This window comes from Macromonas bipunctata (assembly GCF_002837135.1).
GTDB lineage: Bacteria > Pseudomonadota > Gammaproteobacteria > Burkholderiales > Burkholderiaceae_C > Macromonas_A > Macromonas_A bipunctata.
Map to the genome: position 1 here is coordinate 1 of NZ_NWBQ01000085.1, position 3,814 is coordinate 3,814.

Below are 3,814 nucleotides of genomic sequence, written 5' to 3' on the forward strand. Positions count from 1 at the left end.
AGCGCCTGCGCGCGCTGGCGCCCCTGCTGGCGGGCGGCCAGGTCAAGGCCTGCGGCCTCAGCGCCGAGATTGCGTCGCTGGTGGCTGGCACCGACTGGCAGCAGCCCTACGCGCCGGTGGCGCAGGCCATCGAGCAACTCGACTTCAAGACCGCGCGCCAACACCTGCACAATCTGGCCGATGCCCAGCACTGGAGCCTGCCATGACCCCTTCCGACNNCCACCGTGCTGGTGGTGGACGACACCATCACCAACATCCAGCTCCTCATCAGCGTGCTGGAGGGCGACTGCGACCTGCGTTTTGCCACCTGCGGCCCCGACGCGCTGGAGCTGCTGGCCAGCGGCCCCGTGCCCGACCTGGTGCTGCTGGACGTGATGATGCCCGGCATGGACGGCTACCAGGTGCTGGCCGAGCTGCGCGGGCGGCCCGCCACGCGCGAGTTGCCCGTCATCTTCATCACCGCCAAGACCGACCCCGAGAGCGAGTCGCAGGCGCTGTACGCCGGGGCGGTCGATTTCATCCACAAGCCCTTCAACCACCAGGTGGTGCGCGCGCGCGTGCGGCTGCAGCTGCAGCTGCAACGCCAGGCGCGCGAGCTGCAGCTGCACCGCGAGCACCTGCAAGAGCTGGTGCAGGCGCGCACCTGCGAGCTGGCCGCCGCGCGCGACGCCGCCGAGAGCGCCAACCGCGCCAAGAGCGCCTTCCTGGCCAACATGAGCCACGAGCTGCGCACGCCCATGAACCACATCCTGGGCTTCATCCCGCTGCTTGAAGACAGCCTGAAGGACGAGGAGGCGCGCGGCTTTTTGGACACCATCCACCACGCCGCCGAGCACCTGCTGCAACTCATCAACGACATCCTGGACCTGGCGCGCAGCGAGGCCAACCACATCGCCATCGAGGTGATTGCCTTTGACCTGCCCGCGCTGTTGCGCTACGAGCTGCAGCGCGTGCAGCCGCGCGCCCACATCAAGGGCCTGCAGCTGCGCTGCGACATCGACCCCGACTTGCCCGCCCAGCTGCGCGGTGACCCGGTGCGGCTGGGGCAGATCCTGGCCTGCTTGCTCGACAACGCGGTCAAGTTCTCGCAGCGCGGCGAGGTGGCGCTGCAAGCGCGCCTGCTGGAGCGCCACCACGACGCCGTGACGCTGCGGCTGCAGGTGCAAGACCAGGGCATCGGCGTTACGCCCGAGGCGCAGGCGCGCCTGTTCCAGCAGTTCCACCAGACCGACGACAGCATGACGCGCCACCACGGCGGCATGGGGCTGGGGCTGGCACTGAGCCAGCGGCTGGCTGCGCTGATGGCCAGCCGCATCGAGCTGGACAGTACCCCCGGCGCTGGCAGCACCTTTGGCCTGACGTTGCGCCTGCCGCTGGCCCCGCTGGCCAGCGCCAGCGGCACCCCAGCCGCCGCTGACGCGGGTGACGGCTCCACCGACGGCACCGCCGCTGCAGCGGGCACAGAGAGCGCAGATACCGCAGCGGGCCCCGACGCCGCCCCCGCCCCGCCAACCCAGGAGCAGCTCGACACCGCGCACTACCTGCTGGCGCTGCTGCACGACAGCGACGCCCAGGCGCTGATGCTGTGGGAGCAGTCGCAGCACGCGCTGGCCCCGCTGCTGGGGCCGCAGCTGGCCAGCTTGCGGGCGGCGCTGGCCGCATACGACTTCGACGAGGCGGCGCAGTTGCTGCAGCGCGGCCTGTCCACCCCGGCCCAGAATGGATGAGCTTGGCATTTGCTGGCCAGAACCAGCCCGCCGCACGGTGCCAGACAAGACCCGACCCATGGCCCGCGCCGTGTGTACACAGTCGCCACCCCCAGTGTTTGAAAGAGCCACCATGACCACGCACCCCCCCTTGCCCTCACTGCTGCCGCCGCGCTCGCTGGCCTTGTCCTGGCGGCCCACACCAACCCGATTGGCTGCCGCTGCATTGGTGGCGGTGTCGTCCATGGCGCTGGCGGGCCCTGCGCTGGCGGCGCCGGGTGTGGCCGCGCCCGCCGAAGTCACCTCCGACGCCGCGCAGCGCGAGGCCACGGCGCTCACCGTCTACAACACCGACCTGGGGCTGGTCAAGGAGCGCCGCCGCATCACCTTGCCGCGCGGCGTGGCGCGCCTGAGCTGGCGCGAAGTCTCGGGGCAGATGCGGCCCGAGACCGCCTTGCTGCGCAGTGTGGGCGGCGCACCCGTCACGCTGCTGGAGCAGAACTTCGACTTCGACCTGCTCACGCCACAGAAGCTGCTGGACAAATCGGTGGGCCGCACTGTCACCGTGCTGCGCACCCACCCCACCACCGGCTTGGAGCGCGCCGAGACCGCCACCGTGCTCTCCACCGAAGGCGGCCCGGTGCTGCGCTTTGCCGACCGCATCGAGACCGGCGTGCCCGGGCGCATCGTGTTCGACAGCGTGCCGCCGCACCTGCGCGACCAGCCCACGCTGTCGGTGCTGCTGGACGCCGCCAGCGCCGGGACGCAGACGCTGGAGCTGTCGTACCTGACCGGCGGGCTGTCGTGGCAGGCCGACTATGTGGCCAACTTGTCGGCGGATGGGCGCCAGATGGACTTGTCGGGCTGGGTCACGCTCACCAACCGCAGCGGGGTGGCCTACCACGACGCGCAGTTGCAACTGGTGGCGGGCAGCGTCAACACCGTGGCCGCACCCAAGCGCCTGGCGCGCGCGATGGCGTTCGACGCCGTGGCGCTGGCGGCCCCGCCACCCATGGCGCAGGAGGCGCTGCTGGACTACCACCTCTACCGCGTGGAGCGCCCGACCTCCATTGCCGACCAGCAGACCAAGCAGCTGGCGCTGCTCTCGGCCAGCGGCGTGGCGGTGCGCCGCGAGTACCTGCTGGCCGGGTCGGACCACTACTACCGCGACCGCCACAGCGGCGTGGTGGGGCACAAGCTCAAGCCCGCCGTGTTCATGGAATACGACAACCAGGGCGCGCAGCTGGGCAAGCCGCTGCCCGCCGGGGTGGTGCGCGTGTACGCCCGCGACAGCCAGGGCGCGGCCCAGTTCGTGGGCGAGGACCGCATCGGCCACACCGCCAGGAACGAGACCGTGCGCCTGCGCCTGGGCCAGGCGTTTGACATCAGCGCCGACCGCGTGCAGACCAGCTACAAGAAGCTCGGTGACACCAGCGCCGAAAGCGCCTGGCGCATCGAACTGCGCAACGCCAAGGACGAGGCCGTGACGGTGCGCGTGCAGGAACCCATCCCCGGCGACTGGGAGCTGGTGCAGCACAGCCAGCCCGGGCGCAAGGTGTCGGCCCAGCTGGCGCAGTGGGACGTGGCCGTGCCCGCCGGCGGCCAGGCGGTGCTGACCTACACCGTGCGCGCGCGCTGGTAGCGCTGGTACACGCGCGCGATTTCGGCCTGCAGCTCGGGCCAGCGTATGGGCTTGGAGGTGTAGCCGTCCATGCCGGCGGCCAGGCATTCCTCCTTGTCGCCGACCATGGCGTTGGCCGTCATGGCCACGATGGGCAGGCGCGGGCGCTGGTGCGTCTGCTCGTGCTGGCGGATCTGTTGCGTGGCCTGTAGCCCGTCCATCACCGGCATCTGCACGTCCATTAGCCCGGATATTTCACCGTAGATCGCCCCGTTGCCTCTTTTATCACTTTGATGCCTGAAGAGGGGTCGCTACGGGTCATTGCCGTGAGCCAAAGGCACGCACCCGCGCGCATCGGCCCTGTCAGGACGCAGCGACCCCCACCCCGGCTTGGGTTGCGGGCCAGTTTTGTGTCATCGCGCCGGCCAGGCGCTGTCGCGGCGTTCAGGGCGAGCGCAGCTGGCTCATGGCGTGCGCGAAGATCGGT

At 70.6% G+C, this 3,814-nt stretch carries 4 protein-coding genes; 3 read left to right on the plus strand and 1 reads right to left on the minus strand.

Going from position 1 to position 3,814, the window contains the following annotated elements; genetic code table 11:
* From CON76_RS13195 to CON76_RS11680, 3 genes are all read left to right on the plus strand, one after another.
* On the plus strand, nucleotides 1–206 hold a 206-nt coding region (locus tag CON76_RS13195; protein ID WP_169929056.1), incomplete at its 5' end, for a hypothetical protein.
* A 27-nt stretch (nucleotides 207–233) separates the two neighbouring features.
* Entirely contained in the window at nucleotides 234–1,727 is a 1,494-nt protein-coding gene (locus CON76_RS11675) for an ATP-binding response regulator (protein WP_240592855.1), read from the plus strand.
* Nucleotides 1,728–1,839: 112 nt separating this feature from the next.
* Entirely contained in the window at nucleotides 1,840–3,348 is a 1,509-nt protein-coding gene (locus tag CON76_RS11680; RefSeq protein WP_205758238.1) for a DUF4139 domain-containing protein, read from the plus strand.
* On the opposite strand, the gene CON76_RS11685 is transcribed toward CON76_RS11680, so the two are convergent.
* Entirely contained in the window at nucleotides 3,324–3,569 is a 246-nt protein-coding gene (locus tag CON76_RS11685) for a response regulator (RefSeq protein ID WP_240592856.1), read from the minus strand. The genes CON76_RS11680 and CON76_RS11685 overlap by 25 nt on opposite strands.
* Nucleotides 3,570–3,814: the final 245 nt, after the last annotated feature.

Excerpts from the sequence above, each read along its gene's own strand:
- CON76_RS11680 (WP_205758238.1), top strand. The coding sequence starts at position 1,840 with ATGACCACGCACCCCCCCTTGCCCTCACTGCTGCCGCCGCGCTCGCTG.
- CON76_RS11685 (WP_240592856.1), bottom strand. The coding sequence starts at position 3,569 with ATGGACGTGCAGATGCCGGTGATGGACGGGCTACAGGCCACGCAACAG.